Origin of the sequence: Clostridium chromiireducens (genome assembly GCF_002029255.1) — a bacterium.
Taxonomy (GTDB): Bacteria; Bacillota; Clostridia; order Clostridiales; family Clostridiaceae; genus Clostridium; species Clostridium chromiireducens.
Genome location: NZ_MZGT01000005.1, coordinates 38,168 through 54,597, shown reverse-complemented (window position 1 = coordinate 54,597; position 16,430 = coordinate 38,168). Strand labels below are relative to the sequence as shown.

Annotated in this window: 13 protein-coding genes; all 13 read left to right on the top strand. The window is 30.3% G+C overall.

From position 1 onward, the window contains the following. Positions 1-134 precede the first annotated feature (134 nt). The 13 genes from CLCHR_RS02445 (at position 135) to CLCHR_RS02385 (ending at position 16,380) form a co-directional block, all read left to right on the top strand. Positions 135-1,358 (top strand): sugar ABC transporter substrate-binding protein, encoded by a 1,224-nt coding sequence (locus CLCHR_RS02445; protein ID WP_079438096.1) that lies wholly within the window; start codon positions 135-137, stop codon positions 1,356-1,358. A gap of 103 nt (positions 1,359-1,461) precedes the next feature. Next, positions 1,462-2,421: a carbohydrate ABC transporter permease gene (locus CLCHR_RS02440; protein ID WP_242965980.1), complete on the top strand. Its 960-nt coding sequence runs from the start codon at positions 1,462-1,464 to the stop codon at positions 2,419-2,421. Beyond that, the gene (locus CLCHR_RS02435; protein WP_139376200.1) at positions 2,421-3,323 is read left to right on the top strand and encodes a sugar ABC transporter permease; all 903 of its coding nucleotides are present in this window, start codon (positions 2,421-2,423) and stop codon (positions 3,321-3,323) included. Before CLCHR_RS02440 ends, CLCHR_RS02435 begins: the two co-directional genes overlap by 1 nt. A 35-nt stretch (positions 3,324-3,358) precedes the next feature. Next, on the top strand, positions 3,359-5,095 hold the full coding sequence (locus tag CLCHR_RS02430) for a glycoside hydrolase family 13 protein (protein ID WP_079438095.1): 1,737 nt from the start codon (positions 3,359-3,361) through the stop codon (positions 5,093-5,095). 462 nt (positions 5,096-5,557) lie between these two features. After that, positions 5,558-5,992 carry a large conductance mechanosensitive channel protein MscL gene (gene mscL / locus CLCHR_RS02425; protein ID WP_079438094.1) on the top strand — a complete coding sequence of 145 codons (435 nt, stop codon included), beginning with the start codon at positions 5,558-5,560 and terminating at the stop codon, positions 5,990-5,992. 307 nt (positions 5,993-6,299) lie between these two features. Continuing rightward, the gene (locus CLCHR_RS02420; protein ID WP_079438093.1) at positions 6,300-9,740 is read left to right on the top strand and encodes a pyruvate carboxylase; all 3,441 of its coding nucleotides are present in this window, start codon (positions 6,300-6,302) and stop codon (positions 9,738-9,740) included. A 184-nt stretch (positions 9,741-9,924) separates the two neighbouring features. Then, positions 9,925-10,239 carry a hypothetical protein gene (locus CLCHR_RS02415; protein WP_139376199.1) on the top strand — a complete coding sequence of 105 codons (315 nt, stop codon included), beginning with the start codon at positions 9,925-9,927 and terminating at the stop codon, positions 10,237-10,239. 54 nt (positions 10,240-10,293) lie between these two features. Continuing rightward, on the top strand, positions 10,294-11,988 hold the full coding sequence (locus tag CLCHR_RS02410) for a methyl-accepting chemotaxis protein (RefSeq protein ID WP_079438091.1): 1,695 nt from the start codon (positions 10,294-10,296) through the stop codon (positions 11,986-11,988). A gap of 237 nt (positions 11,989-12,225) precedes the next feature. Next, on the top strand, positions 12,226-12,714 hold the full coding sequence (locus CLCHR_RS02405) for a DUF6803 family protein (protein WP_079438090.1): 489 nt from the start codon (positions 12,226-12,228) through the stop codon (positions 12,712-12,714). Positions 12,715-13,011: 297 nt separating this feature from the next. Further along, positions 13,012-14,055 (top strand): AI-2E family transporter, encoded by a 1,044-nt coding sequence (locus tag CLCHR_RS02400; protein ID WP_079438089.1) that lies wholly within the window; start codon positions 13,012-13,014, stop codon positions 14,053-14,055. A 226-nt stretch (positions 14,056-14,281) separates the two neighbouring features. Then, positions 14,282-15,157 carry a response regulator gene (locus tag CLCHR_RS02395; RefSeq protein ID WP_079438088.1) on the top strand — a complete coding sequence of 292 codons (876 nt, stop codon included), beginning with the start codon at positions 14,282-14,284 and terminating at the stop codon, positions 15,155-15,157. Continuing rightward, positions 15,139-15,606 (top strand): chemotaxis protein CheX, encoded by a 468-nt coding sequence (locus tag CLCHR_RS02390; protein ID WP_079438087.1) that lies wholly within the window; start codon positions 15,139-15,141, stop codon positions 15,604-15,606. Before CLCHR_RS02395 ends, CLCHR_RS02390 begins: the two co-directional genes overlap by 19 nt. A gap of 84 nt (positions 15,607-15,690) precedes the next feature. Beyond that, the gene (locus CLCHR_RS02385; RefSeq protein WP_207652300.1) at positions 15,691-16,380 is read left to right on the top strand and encodes a TIGR01906 family membrane protein; all 690 of its coding nucleotides are present in this window, start codon (positions 15,691-15,693) and stop codon (positions 16,378-16,380) included. Positions 16,381-16,430: the final 50 nt, after the last annotated feature.

Sequence of the window (16,430 nt, the reverse complement as noted above, 5' to 3'; positions counted from 1 at the left end):
AATTTGGGTACCTAGAAATAAAAAAGGTCAATTTAAAACCAATTGTTAAATATAAAGTTGATATAATAAACCTGTAAAGGTTGCAATCGTTTAACAATGTATTCTATTTTAGATAATAATCTGGAGGGGTTAAGATGCGAAAAAAATTAAGAATTACTACTATGCTCGTTGCAGGTATTTGCTCTCTATCTATGCTTGCTGGATGTGGAAAGTCATCTGCGGTTTCCGCTGAGAAGGATAGCAAGGAAATAGTGGTTTGGTCATATTTAATGGACAATGAGGTTGAGGAATTAGATAATATTGCGCAAGAATGGGCAAAAGAAAATGGAAAAAAGGTAAAGGTAATTAAGGATAATTCACCGTTTCAGTCCTTTCTGCAAGCAGCGAATTCATCAAAAGGACCCGACTTAGTTTTTGGTATAACTCATAATAACTTAGGAACATTTCAGCAGGCTGGATTACTTTCAGAAGTTCCAAAAGATTTTGCAAATAAAGAAGAGTATGTAAATAGTGCTGTCTGGGATGCTGTATCTTATGATGGAAAAGCATATGGTGTTCCGTTATCTATGGAGACTTATGCTTTATTCTACAACAAAGATAAAGTTAAAGAAGTACCTAAAACAATTGAAGATTTAGTAAAGCAAGCAAAAGCATATGGTCCATCAGGTTTTCAATTTTCAATGAATGAGTTCTATTATGGAGCAGCTTTTGTTCAGTCGTATGGTGGGTATATATTTGGAGGAGATAAAGGAAATATAAAAGTAGATGATATAGGACTTGCAAATGACGGAGCAATAAAAGCTTATAAATTTTTACAGGATTTAGTTCAAAAGGATAAACTGATGCCAGCAGATATAACTGCAGATATCGCAAATAGCTCGTTTAAAACAGGAGATGCAATATTTTATATAGGGGGACCTTGGGACATTAGTGGTTTTAAAGATGCCGGTGTAAACTTTGGAGTGGTGAAGATTCCCCCAATAAATGGAACAGAGGCAAAAACATTCATGGGTGTACAAGCCGGATTCGTAAGCAGTAAATCGCCAGTACAAGATGAAGCATGGAGCTTAATGAAGTATTTAGCTAATAATACTGGAGAGAGACTATATAAAATAGGCAATAGAATTCCTGTACTTAAGGTGGAATTGAATAAAGATGAAATAAAGAACAATGAATTTACACAAGGATTTATAGCGCAAACAAATTCAGCTGTACCAATTCCTAATGTACCTGAAATTGAATCAGTGTGGAAACCAATGGAGAATATGACAAGGATATTAAGTGGAGAAGATCCAGAGGCAGTAGCTAAAGATATAGAAAAAGCAGTTAAGGATGGAATTCAGGCTAGCAAAAATTAGAGTGAAAAAAGATTCCAAGCTTATGTTTTACTTATATGAACAAATTATCTTTTAAACTAGGCTTGGAATAGCATTCATAAAAATAATAAAAGAAGGTGAGAATATGGCTAAAGTAATAATGGGAATTAAATTAAAAGATAGCATACAAAGCTACAGATATCTTTCACCAGCTATAATAAGCATAACCATATTAAGTGTGTTACCAATGCTATATACAATATTTATAGCATTTACTAATTATACATTAAAAAATCAGAATCATGGTTATGGAACTGCTAATGGATGGAAAGTAGTTGGATTATATCAATTTCAACAAGTATTAACAGGACCTCTAAAAGCTGAGTTTTTTCCGCTGCTTGAGTGGACGCTCGTCTTTACGGTAGTATCTACTTTGGGGGCTTTTATTATAGGACTTATATTTGCTATGGCTCTAGGGGATAAGAATATGAAGGAAGCTTTCATTTATAAAGGGCTCCTAGTGATCCCGTGGGCATTACCAGGAGCGATAACAATAATTTCATTTAAAGGGTTGTTTAATAGTCAATATGGTGCTATAAACAGCATTTTAATGCAATTCAACTTAATACATGATCCGATTTTATGGCTAACAAGCCCTATGACATCGAGGGTAGCTGTGATCCTAGTTAATTTATGGCTTGGATTCCCTTATATGATGAATGTATGCATTGGAGCATTGGCAGCAATACCTGATACATATTATGAAGCAGCAGACATTGATGGGGCAGGTAGATGGGAGAAGTTTGTAAGTATAACACTTCCATCATTGACAAACGTATCATATCCACTTTTGATAGCCAATTTTGCATTCAATTTTAATAATTTTAACTCTGCTTATCTACTAACAGAGGGAGGACCATCAAAAGCGGGCTCATCCTTCGCTGGATGGACTGATATTATTGGTTCTGCGACTTTTAAAATGTCAGTGGATAAAGGGAACTTTGGTCTTGGAGCCGCAATGTCCATATTATTATTTGTAATAATAGGGACTTTATCAATAATTAATATGAAGATATCAGGACAATTTAAAGAGGTGGAGAACTAATGTCAGAAGTTAATGTAAGTATAAATAAACAATTGTCTATATCGGAGGAAAGACTAACATATAGAAAGAGGATGACTAAGCGAGAGTGGATAGAGTTATGGGGGAAAAGATTATTTCTAATAGTATCTATATTAATAATAATATTTCCTATATTCGCTATAATAGCAGCATCTCTTTCAACAGGGACAAGTTTCATGCAAAAAAATCTTATTCCAACAGCAATAACTTTTGAAAATTACCAAAAAGCATTAAGTGATAATATTGGTTTTGTTAAGTGGATGGTTAATACTACATTTGTGGCAGTATTGGTATCAATTATTCAATTAGCAATGACATTACCAGCGGCGTTTGCATTTTCTAGATTAAAATTTATAGGTAGAAAAAAGGGTTTAATGCTATTATTAATACTTCAAATGTTTCCTACAATAATGAGTGTGCCAGCAATATTAGCAGTTGCATATAGACTATCTTTTGGAATGGACAATCTAATATTTTTATCATTAATACTTTGTGCAGGAAGTGCTTATAATATTTGGCTTATGAAAGGATATATGGATGGGCTTCCTAAAGAATTAGATGAAGCTGCAAAAGTTGATGGGGCTACTGTGTGGCAGATATTTACCAAAATAATTTTACCATTAACTAAGTCCATGTCTGTGGTAATCTTTTTCTTCTCATTTATTGCGGTTTATGGAGAGTTTGTATTTTCGGCATCGCTGCTTAAAGATAAAGATTTAAAAACATTAGTAATAGGGTTAAAGTCATTTACAGCTGGAAAGTTAACAGACTGGCCTATGTATTCTGCTTGTTCTATAATGATTTCTGTTCCCCTTGCAATACTTTTTGTAGCTATTCAAAAGTTTATTTCTAAGGGTTTGGTTTCAGGAGCAGTAAAAGAGTAGAACACTTACAGGCATAATAGAGGAGGAATTTTAAGTTGAACAAACATGCAATATATCATATATTAGATACACCATATGCATATGCAAAAGATATCAACACCTTATCGGTTACACTAAGAGCTGCTAAAAATGATATAAAAATATGCAATATACATTATAAAAGCAGATATGATTGGGAAAATAGCTTCAATGTAGAAGAAATGAAAATTAAAGATACTAATAATTTATTTGATTTTTTCTCAACAGATATATCTGTTGAGAGAAATAGGTATAGATATTTTTTTGAGATAATAGATGGTGAAGGGAATAGGTTCTTTTTAGATGAAAGAGGACTCAGAGGAAAAGAGATACGAAGAAAAGAAGCGACGGCGTTTCAATATCCTTATATAGCGCCAGCAGATGTATATAATGAAGAAAAATGGCTTCAAGAAGCTGTTGTATATCAAGTTTTTGTTGACCGTTTCTGTAATGGAGATAAGAGCAATGACCCTGAAAATATTGCGAAATGGGGTGATGATGTAAATGAAGCATCAATGTTTGGTGGTGATATACAAGGAATAATTGATAAGTTAGGCTATTTGGAGGATTTGGGTGCAAACTTACTATATCTGACCCCTATATTTAAGTCATCTTCTAATCACAAATATAATACGGCTGATTATTATAAGATTGATTTACAATTTGGAGATATAGAAAAAGTTAAAGAGCTAGTAAAGAAATGCCATGATAAAAATATTAAGGTGGTTTTTGATGCAGTATTTAATCATTCTGGTGCAGATTTTTTTGCATTTGAAGATGTACTTTTAAATCAAGAAAAATCTAAATATAAAGACTGGTATTTTATAGATAGATTTCCAGCAAGGTTAGAAGATGTGAATTACTATACTTTTGCTGATAATGTTGCAACAATGCCAAAGTTTAATACAAATAATGAAGAAGTAAAAAATTATCTATTAAATGTCGCAAAGTATTGGATAGATGAAATTGGAATAGATGGCTGGAGACTTGATGTGTGTGATGAAGTAGATCACAGTTTCTGGCGAGATTTTAAGAAGGATGTAAAAAATCATAAAAAGGAAGCTATAATTATCGGAGAAATTATGCATGAGGCTAGCTCTTTCTTAAAGGGAGATCAGCTTGATGGAATTATGAATTATCCTTTTAAAGGTGCTTTGGTAGATTTCTTTGGTAACAGAACCATAGATGCGAAAATGTTTAGTGAGATTTTATCTATTAATAGAAATATTTATATGGATAGCATAACAAGACAGCTGTGGAACTTGATTGGGAGCCACGATACACAAAGATTTTTAACTGAATGTGGTGAGAAGGTTGAGCGAATGAAATTAGCAATTGCCTTTCAATTCACATACATAGGAGTACCATATATATATTATGGAGATGAAATTGGACTTTGGGGAGGAGAGGAACCAGAATCTCGAAAGTGCATGGTATGGGAAGAGGAAAAACAAAACAAAGAATTATTTGATTTATACAAACAATTAATTTCAGTAAGAAAAGATAATCCGGAATTAATTTATGGATCTTATAAAACCCTATATTGTGAAGGAAATTTGATTATATTTGAACGTTCTTATAAAAAAGAAATGACAATCATAGCTATTAATAATGAGGAAAAGCAAGTTGAATTTAAATTACCTATTAATTCCCTAATTAAAGACCTCATAAATTCGCAGATATCAAATGTTGGTGAAAACATATATTTGAAATCAATGGATTTTAAAATATATAAAGTACTTAAAGATAATTAGAATTTTAAGAAGTCTATATTGATAATATTTAAAATTGAAAATGAATGATAATTAAGTTGTAATTTAAATCTAAAAGCATATGTGTTTATTTAATTCTGTTGATAAGAATAGATAAATGCATATGCTTTTATTTTTGTTCACATATTTAACATGGAAGTTAATGGGAGATATATTTTTGTTGAAATATGATAAAATATAACTTGAAATTGTCATAGTAGAATAAATTTACTTGAGAAACAGATAATAAAAATAAGTCTAAGATAGTTGTTTTTGTATTTAGTTCTATGTTTATAGGATTACCTATAAACATGGCTTCATTTTGAGAAAGAAGTTTGTTATATTACGTTACAAATACCACTTTCTTGTTGATTTTTAATTCACATGTATATGAAATTGTATAAGTTATAACAGTAAATTTAATATTTGCAGGTATATTAATTTTATAAAAGGGGAGATTTTTATATGTTAAAAGAATTTAAAGAATTTGCAATGAAAGGTAACATAGTTGATTTAGCAGTAGGTGTCATAATTGGCGGTGCTTTTGGGAAAATAGTTACATCTTTAGTTAATGATATTGTAATGCCGCTTGTTGGTTTATTAGTGGGAAAGGTTGATTTTTCAAATTTATTTATTGCCCTTGGAAATGGGGAGTTCAAAACAATACAGGAGGCTAAAAATGCAGGAGTTGCTACTATAAATTATGGTTTATTTATAAATAATATAATTGATTTTTTGATAGTAGCTTTTTCTATTTTTATGGTTATAAAACAAATTAATAGATTTACAAAAAAGAAAGAAGAAAAACCAGCTGGAACTAAGAAAATATGTGCTTATTGTTATAGTGAAATTCATATTAATGCAATAAGATGTCCTAATTGCACATCAGAATTGAACTAAAAATCCTTGGGTTATTGTAAAAAAAAGCCAAAGAAATGAAGGAAAAAAAAATAAAAGATTCATATTTGATAAAGAAAATAAATTGTAATTGTGACAAAAATCGTGTAAAAATTAATATAAAACATAAATAATATGTGTTAAATAGTAAGAAATATGTTATAATCTATTATGTTAATTTTAAACAGCGTAAATTTGTATTATGACAAAATATGAGTTGTAAAAATTGCAGAATCTATTTTAATATAGTGTTTTGCAATGAATAGCTCATTATAAATAAATAATAAGCATTAAAGGAGTTGTATATTAATTGGGGAAAAAATTTAAAAGAGTGCTAGTTGCTAATAGAGGGGAAATAGCGATAAGAATCTTTAGAGCTTGTCATGAACTTGGTATCAGAACAGTGGCTATATATACAGAGGAAGATAAGTTTGCTCTTTTTAGAACTAAAGCTCATGAGGCATATCAAATTGGAAAAAACAAAGGACCAGTTGAAGCTTATTTAAATATTGATGAAATAATAAATCTTGCATTAAAGAAGCACGTGGATGCTATACATCCGGGTTATGGATTTTTATCTGAAAACCCAGAATTTGCAAGAAGATGTGAAGAAGTTGGTATAGAATTTATTGGACCAAAATCAGAAATGATGGATAAATTAGGGGATAAAATTAAATCTAAAATAGTAGCTAAAAGTGTTGGCGTACCAGTAATACCTGGTGTAGAAAAGCCAATAACTGATGAAAATAACGCAGTTGAAGTTGCTAAAATGTGTGGATACCCTGTTATGATAAAAGCTGCTGCTGGTGGTGGCGGTAGAGGAATGAGAATAGTAAGAAATGAAGATGAAATTCTTACTGCTTTTAGAAATGCTAAAAATGAGGCTAAAAAAGCTTTTGGTAACGATGATATGTTCATTGAAAAGTACTTAGAAGGACCAAAACATATTGAAATTCAAGTTTTGGGAGATAAGTATGGTAATATAGTACATCTTTATGAGAGAGATTGTTCTATCCAAAGAAGACATCAAAAGGTTATAGAAGTTGCTCCAGCATTATCTTTAACTCCAGAAAAGAGAGAAGAGATATGTGTTGATGCTTTAAAGATAGCTAAATCTGTGGAGTATAGAAGTGCGGGAACTCTTGAGTTTCTAGTTGATATGCACGGAGATCACTACTTTATAGAAATGAACCCTAGAATTCAAGTTGAGCACACTATTACTGAAATGACAACTGGTATAGATATAGTTCAAAGCCAAATCTTAATAGCAGAAGGATATGAATTAGGCTCCAAAGAAGTAGGAATATATTCTCAGCAAGATATAAAACCAAGAGGATATGCAATTCAATGCAGGGTAACTACAGAAGATCCTTCAAATAATTTCTCTCCAGATACAGGTAAAATTGATGTTTACAGAACTGGATCAGGATTCGGAATTAGACTTGATGGTGGAAATGGATATAGTGGTGCAGTGATAAGTCCATATTATGATAGTTTACTTGTAAAGAGCACTGCATATTCAAGAACATTTGAAGACACAGTTAGAAAATCTATTCGTGCAATTAAAGAGTTAACAATTTCAGGTGTTAAAACTAACGTGGATTTCCTAATAAACGTGTTAAATAATGAAAAGTTCCAAAAAGGTGAATGCGATACTAACTTTATATCAGATAATCCACAATTATTTGATATAAATCCAAGAACTGATGAAGAATCTAGAATCTTAAAGTTCATTGGAGAAAAAGTAGTAAATGAAACTAAAGGAAATAAAAGAGAATATGATGTACCGGATATTCCAGTAATAACATCTTTAGATGGTTTAAGTGGTACTAAGCAAATCTTAGATGCACAAGGTCCAGAAGGTGTAGTTAAATGGATAAAAGATCAAAAGAAACTACTTCTTACAGATACAACAATGAGAGATGCTCAACAATCATTAATGGCAACTCGTGTTAGGACTCAGGACATGAAGAATATTGCAAAAGCAACAGCTGTTTATGGAAATGATTTATTTTCTCTTGAAATGTGGGGAGGCGCTACTTTCGATACTGCTTATAGATTCCTAAAAGAATCTCCATGGAAGAGACTTGAATCTTTAAGAAAGAGAATTCCAAATGTAATGTTCCAAATGCTTATTAGAGGAGCAAATGCTGTAGGATATAAAAACTATCCGGATAATGTTATAAGAGAATTCATAAAACAATCTTCAGATAATGGAATAGATGTATTTAGAATTTTTGATTCACTTAACTGGTTAAAAGGTATAGAAGTATCTTTAGATGAAGTATTAAAATGTAATAAGGTAGCAGAAGTTGCATTATGCTATACAGGTGATATTTTAGATGAAACCAGAGACAAATATAGCTTGAAATACTATGTAGAAAAAGCTAAGGAAATTGAAAAAATGGGAGCGCATATACTTGCTATAAAGGATATGTCAGCATTACTTAAACCTTATGCGGCTAAGAAGCTTATAAGTGCGTTAAAAGATGAAATTTCAATTCCTATTCATCTTCATACTCATGACACTACTGGTAATGGTGTTGCGACAGTATTAATGGCAGCAGATGCAGGAGTTGATATAGTTGATACAACTTTTAATAGTATGTCAGGACTTACAAGTCAGCCAGCATTAAATTCAATAGTAGCAGCTCTTGGAAATACAAGCAGAGATACTGGTATTGATTTAAGTGGAATTCAAAAATTATCTGATTACTGGGATACAGTAAGACCAGTTTATAATCAATTTGAATCTGATTTAAAATCAGGAAGTGCTGAAATTTATAAATTTGAGATTCCAGGTGGTCAATATTCAAACTTAAAACCACAAGTTGAAAGCTTTGGCCTTGGTCATAGATTCAATGATGTAAAACATATGTACAAAAAAGTAAATGATATGCTTGGAGACATTATTAAAGTTACTCCATCATCAAAAATGGTTGGAGATATGGCTATCTTTATGGTTCAAAATGATTTGACACCTGAAAATATTCTTGAAAAGGCTAAGAATATGGCATTTCCAGATTCTATAGTTTCATATTTCAAAGGAATGATGGGTCAACCAGAAGGTGGTTTCCCTAAGGAATTACAAGAACTTGTATTAAAGGGAGAAGAACCGATAACTGTTAGGCCAGGAGAATTATTACCACCAGAAGATTTTGATAAAATTGAAACATATTTAAAAGAAAAATATAAATTTACTCCATGTAAGAAAGATATAATAAGTTATGCACTATATCCAGATGTATTTGAATCATATATAAAATCTGTATTGGAATATGGTGATGTAAGCCGTATGGGCAGTGATGTATTCTTCCATGGACTTGCAGAAGGCGAAACAAGTGAAATTGAAATTGCTGAAGGTAAGACAATGATTGTTCAATTAATTGAAATTGGAAAATTAGATGGAGAAGGGAACAGAACTTTAGACTTCGAAATCAATGGGAATAGAAGAGAGATTAAGATAAAAGATAAAACTGAAAGAATTATAAATACTTCAGGTTCAGATGATTCATCTAAGATGGCTGATCCAGATAATGCGCTTGAAATTGGAGCAAGTATCCCAGGAACTATTATAAAGGTGCTTGTTAAGGAAGGCGACAGCGTTAAAGAGGGCGATAGCTTACTTGTTGTGGAAGCGATGAAAATGGAAACCAATATTGTTGCATCTAGTGCAGGAACTGTTGAATCTATTTTGGCTCAAGAAGGAAAACAAGTTAAGACTGGTGAATTATTAGTAAAATTAAAATAATATAACATAAGTAGTAAGGGCTGTACTAAATATTAAGGCCATAATTAAAATGAAAATTTTAATTATGGGCTAATGATTTTGGCACAGTCTATTACTTTAGGGGGAGTAAGTCATTATAGAAAAATACATACCAACGATTGGAATAGTGCTTGAGAATGGATATATAGAAAGTTATGATCACGGAATGGCAAAAAAGTATAATTATCATCATGCTTTTATAATGTCTTCGAAAGATAAGAAGGAAATTAATTATGATAGTATATTAAGATTTGTGAAACTTGAAAAAGAAGATTTTTATACATTGGAGGGTGAACCTTCCTTAGAGCCTCACACTATTGGAAAAAAGCAGATTAAGGTTTTCGCAAAGCATTGCATAGAAAATGGGGTAGATCCTAATTCCAGAGTTAAGATAAAAGATCATAAGCTGGGAACCTTATACGAAAATCGTTTTATCGGATCATTAAAAGACTTCTATAAAATAGAAAATATTAATAAGTAAAGATAAAAAACACATTAAATGCAATATATTTCTAACTTTTAAGGGAGGGTATTTATGAAATTAAAATGGAAGATATCAATAATAATTTCATTGGTTCTTGTTACTTTTTCGTTGACATTAGGAATTGGGACTTATACCAAGGTGATTAATATATTACAAATGAATATTGAAAAAGATCTTAACTCAAATATGGGCATGTTTACAATAGTTTTTGATGAAAAATATCCAGGAGACTGGGAGGTTAAGGGTGACAAGTTATACAAGGGGAATTCAGAAATTAACAATGATTTCAATGTAGTTGATGAAGTTAAAAATAGGACTAATATGTATGCTACAATATTTATGAATGATACTCGAGTAACAACTAATGTTAAAGACAAAGATGGAAAGAGGAGTATAGGAACAAAGGCAAATGAGCAAGTTGTTAATACTGTTTTAAAAAGTGGAGAGAATTACATAGGAAAAGTTACTATAGAAGGTATTGATGTAGAAGGATATTATATACCGTTAAAAGATAAAAATAGTAAGATTATTGGAATGTATTTTGTAGGATTGTCTTATGAAGAAGTATTAAATAAAACTACTAGTTTAGCAATAGATATTTCTATAATAAGTGCAATTATGATTGCTATAGGATTTATAATATCAATCTTTATAGCAAAATATATAACAAAAGACTTAGAGATAGTTAGGAATGATATTAATTCTTTTGCAAAAGGCGATTTTAGTGTGAAAATGAATATGAAGCCATTAAGTAGAAAAGATGAAATAGGATATATTGGTAAGGCTATCGAGTCTATGCAGGGTGGAATAAAGTCAATTATTAGTGATGTTATAAAAGAGACTGATGTGATTCAGGAAAATGTAAGAAACACTAATGAACAATTAAATAAATTGCAAATAGATATAGAAAGTATTTCTGCCACTACTCAACAATTATCAGCTGGGCTAGAAGAAACTTCAGCATCAACACATGAAATGAATGAAACTGCTTCAGAGATTGAATTATCTGTTGAGGAAACAGCTATGAAGGCCAAAGAGGGAAAAGAGGCAGCTAGGAAAATAAAGCAAAGAGCGGAGGAGTTAAAAGTAAAAGCGTTAACTTCAAATGAAAAAGCTCAAAATGTATATAATAAAACTCACGCTAGTATGGTTAAATCTATAGAAAAAACAAGGACTATAGAAAAAATAAAGATACTATCCGATACAATATTGAGTATATCAGAACAAACAAACTTATTAGCATTAAATGCAGCTATAGAGGCAGCTAGAGCAGGGGAAGCGGGGAAAGGCTTTACTGTGGTCGCGGAAGAAGTACGCAAACTGGCGGAAGATTCGAAGGAAGCTGCAGGAGGAATACAAAGTATGACTCAAACAGTTATACAATCTGTGGACAGCCTAGTTTCAGAGTCTAAGAATATGTTGCAATTTATTGATGAAAATGTACTGAAGGATTATGAGACTCTTGTTGAAACCGGAGAACAATATAGTAATGATGCGTCTTTTGTTGATAATTTAGTTTCAGATTTTTCAAGTACAGCGGAAAAATTAAGTGAATCTATTAGTAATATTGTCCATATAATAAATGAAGTAAGTAGTGCTGCTACTGAAGGTGCTAATGGTTCAACTAATATAGCAGGAAAAACTATAGATATAGCTAATAGTATTAGAGAAGTAATATTGCAAGCTGAACTTACGAAAGAAAGTTCAGATAGATTACTTGAAGAAATTCAAGAATTTAAAGTTTAAGCAGAAAGAAAAAAATCTTATGGATTTATTTTAATCATAAAGCACAGCATATACGGTATAATATGCTGTGTTTTTTATGTGACCCTAAAAATATGTTTAGAATAAATGGAAATCATATCAAACTAAGAATTATAAATACTTATAGAAAAAAGAATTTGATCAAAATCTTCATAAAATCTTCATATGAATTTTATAAAATTATATTATTACCAAGACTTTTAAAGGAGGATCTAAATTATGAATAATATGACCCATTACATGGAATTACTCGCACAAAATCAACCGTGGAATCTGATTATATTTATGGCGATACCAGTTATTTGTGCAGAGACACTTGCCATCACTGAACTTATGATACTTTTTAAGAGAAACTTTACAGGCACTGCGAGAAAAATTAATAAAATAACTGGAATCTTCGCTGGTTTTTATTTTTTAGGCATTTTTATTTATCTGTTTATAAATGCAGTAATGCCGTTAACAACTACGGGTGGTTGGAGAGGAATCGCAGATGTAATAGCTGTAGGATTTTATCTTTTAGGCGTGGTTCCGCTTCTTGGAATTAGTTTGCTTGAACTTGGACTTATATCAGCTAATAAGAATGAAACAGATAAACTTAAATTACACGCTATATTTGTAGGAATATTCCTTGTAGTAGCTCATATAGCTATGATTTTTGGAATGTTAAATCCGGAATTGATGAGTATAGGCACTGATATGCCTATGTAATATTATTAACTTAATAATTACTATAAAAAATATTATGAATAAGAATACAATAATTGGAAACAGGATAAAATATATAATAATTTATCCTGTTTTGATTTTATTTACTTATTTATTAATTATAATTTTTAAAATTAATCTAAATAGGATTTTTGATGTATCTGTATCCTAAAATCATTTACATGGAAAAGCAAAACTGTTAGTATAAGTATGAGGGAACATTTTTAAATCAAATTAGTAATTCTTATGGAAATCACCCAAATTTAAAAGCATAAGATATGCAAGGAGTAGTAGTTATTTATGCCAAATATGATGCAAATTTTAAAAAGTCAAGGTTTTAAAAGATTTATAACATTATTGATATTATTTATGTTTTTATATGCAATGAGAGGTATGCTTAATTTAATGCTTTTAACTTTTGTATTTACATATTTAATACATAATGTTTCAAAGTTCTTAATAAACAGATTTGAAGGAAAGATAAGAATAAATTATAAAGTAATGATATTAGCAGTCTCGTTATTTGTAACTACTATGTTGTTCATAATAATAATAGACTTTCTACCATTAGTTATTCATGAATTTAGACAGGTTATTAAGCAAATACAAGAAATATATTATGGTTCTTCTCAAGATAATGAAATCGCTAGATTAGTTAGAGAAAAATTGGATCAAATCTATGGCCATATATTTTCAGCAGAAGGTATAAATTATATTGTTCAATCTATTTCTAATATAAGCAGGCTGGGAATTAATATTATAATTTCATTAATTTTAAGTATTTTCTTCCTTTTAGAAAAGGATAGGATAATCTTTTTCACTTATAAATTTAAGCAAAGTAAAATTTCGGGAATTTGCAGTGAACTCGAGTTTTTTTGGGAAAAGTTTATGTCATCTTTCGGAAAGGTTATTGAGGCACAAATTGCTATAGCTACGGTAAATGGAATACTTTCAACTATTGGATTATGGATAATTGGATTTCCTCATTTACTAGGGTTTGGAATGATGGTAATGTTACTTGGGTTAATACCAGTAGCCGGAGTGATAATATCATTATTACCTTTAAGTATTGTCGCTTTTAATAACGGAGGTTTAGTTCATGTTGTTTATATACTTATAATGGTTGCTTTACTTCATGCATTTGAGGCGTATATTTTAAATCCTAAATTAATGTCTTCAAAAACTAAGCTGCCTATATTTTATACGTTAAGTATACTTTTAGTTTCAGAGCACCTTGGTGGTGTTTTAGGATTAATTATAGGAATACCTATTTTCATGTTTATATTAGATGTAATTGAGGTTCCATATGTGAATATAACTTCAGAAGAAAAAAATAAACATTAAATTTGGATGCATTTGATTAGATATATCTAGAATTAGTAGTATAACATTATGAATTTTGTTGAGTAATGTTGAATTTTAAAATATAATGGTGTTAGAGTTAATTCGTATAAAAAACATACTTAATAAATTTTTATGGTAGCATTTTTACAAGGGTAGAAAAGATAAAAAAATGTATAGGGTATGTGAGTTAATTATTATTTTATATAATAAAGGAGTGGTTAGATTTATGAAGAATGTAAATATAGTAATAGTTGATGATTCACCTTTTCAAATTGCATTATTGAGAGATTTATTAACAGAAAATGGGTTTAATGTTGTGGGAGAAGCAAGTTCTTTAGAGGAAACTATTGAGGTAGTTACCAATACTAAGCCGGATTTAGTTACAATGGATATGACTATTCCAGGAACGGATGGCTTTGAATGTACTAGAGAAATACATAAAATAAATTCTAATATTAAAGTTATAATTGTTAGTTCAATGATGGATGATGAGATAGTAAGAAAGGCTAGAAAAACTCATGTGAGTGGATATGCCCAAAAGCCAGTTGATGCAGAAGAATTAACATTATTAATAAATAGAGTTATGGCAGATGAAGAGTTGTTTTCTGAATTAGATGGGTTATATTCAGCTGTATTTAGAGAAGCTCTATTAGATGTTTTCAATAAACTTACTAAAACAATCCCCGAAGTTACCAATGAAAATAATGAGAATGTGGAAAAAGTAAGTAAGGGTATTTCGATTGTTATGGGTGTTATAGGAAAATACTCAGGAAGAATAATTTTTGATGCATCATTTGAAACAGCGCAAAAGATGTCGGGAGCCTTACTTAAGAGAGATCCTAAGAATAACGAAGAAGTTCTTAATGTCATGTCAGAAATAGCTAATATGGCAGCGGGAAATGCATGTTCGATGATAAACAAGAAAAATAAGATATTTGGGTTAAGAGTTGCACCTCCAACTACGTTTCATGGGGAATCAATTAATATATCAAAAGCGGAATTGGAAATTATATACTCTGCAAATGCAAAGACACAGTTTGGAGATTTGTCAATAAGTATAGGCTTTGGAAGAGGTGAAGGAGAATGGATGTCAATTATATAAATCCTATAATAAGTTCTTTTGCTAGTGTAATGCCACAATTAGGATTACCTGCTGTAGAAAAAAAGGGGATAAGCTTAAAAGGCAGATTTATAGAAAGTCCAGGGGTTGTTATCATAGTTGGTATTATTGGAGATATTAAGGGAAATGTTATTTATGGATTAAGTTTAGAAGCTGCAAAAACAATTGCATCAACAATGATGATGGGTATGCCTGTAGAAAATTTTGATGAATTGGCTCAAAGTGCAATATCTGAACTTACAAATATGATAACTGCAACTGTAGCAACTAATTTTTCAAAAGAAGATATAAATATAAATATATCCACGCCAACACTTGTGCATGGAAGCTTTACTGCAAATGCAAGCTCGGATAAAGTAGTTTGTGTACAAATGGGAGTAGGAGATATGAACATTGATGTTAATATTTCTATGGAGAAGAATACAATTTAACATATTAAATTAATAGTAAACCATTTATGATTTAAAGATTATAAATGGTTTTATTTAAAATTCTATTAAGGAAGTGAGTCGCTTATTAAGGAGAATGTTTATCTAAATACAACTAAGAAATTTTATGATTTTTTCAGAGATTTATTCTATGCAATATCGATTATTTCTATTTCGGTATTAAGTGTTTTAAACATGACTATTGTTTATAAATATGTAATACAGAAATATGAATTAAATAACTATACTGGATTATCAACAGAAATATTAATGGACAATTATAATAGAGTAATAAATTATGTTCAAAATCCATTTGATCATGAATTAGTACTTAATAGTTTGACTATGAGTAATTTTGGGAAGATTCATTTCTATGAAGTAAAGAGAATATTTATAGCATTATACATTTTTAGCATTATATTTATCATCTTAATGATTTTTAAATTAGTAAAGTTAATGGGTAATAAAAGAAGTAAGCAAGGAAAGAAGCTTGTTGAAAGCTTCAATAGAAGCGTAAATATAATAGCTATAATATTTGCAATTATATCTGCGGCGACAATAATTGATTTCCCAAAAACATTCTATATCTTTCATAAAATATTCTTTAGAAATGATTATTGGATCTTTGATCCAGTAACTGACCCTATAATAAATGCTTTGCCAGAAGAACTATTTATGATTGAATTAATATTAATATTAACATTATTAATAATATTTACAGGCATAATAAAAGTCTTACACTCAAAAAATGTTACAGCTAGCAAGGGAAAGGTGTAATTTACTTTTATTATTTAGTAGAATATAATAACACTTAGAATAGTCAACAA